Source organism: Paenibacillus sp. GbtcB18 (genome assembly GCF_019091125.1).
Classification (GTDB): domain Bacteria; phylum Bacillota; class Bacilli; order Paenibacillales; family NBRC-103111; genus Paenibacillus_F; species Paenibacillus_F chitinolyticus.
The window spans coordinates 1-261 of record NZ_JAGXJX010000472.1; the positions used below are offsets into that span (position 1 = coordinate 1).

General features: G+C 58.2%; 1 riboswitch.

Annotated elements, in window-relative coordinates:
* Positions 1–14: 14 nt before the first annotated feature.
* Positions 15–221: riboswitch (cobalamin riboswitch) on the plus strand.
* The last annotated feature ends 40 nt before the right edge of the window (positions 222–261 follow it).

A 261-nucleotide genomic window follows, 5' to 3' on the forward strand; every position in this document is an offset into this window, starting at 1 on the left:
CTTGAAGGCCCAACCACATACGTTTACCGTCAGGTCCCGAAAGCGGCGTCTCGCAGCGGAGCCAAAGCCCAGGGTGAAAAGGGAAGCCGGTGCAAATCCGGCACGGACCCGCCACTGTAATACGGAGATCGTCTTACGATGCCACTGTCCGCACGCGGATGGGAAGGCAAGACGGTCAAACATCCGTAAGTCAAGAGACCTGCCTGCCGGTTTGCAGCACAATATCCTTCGAGGAGAGGATCGCGCGAAACCGGAAAGGAC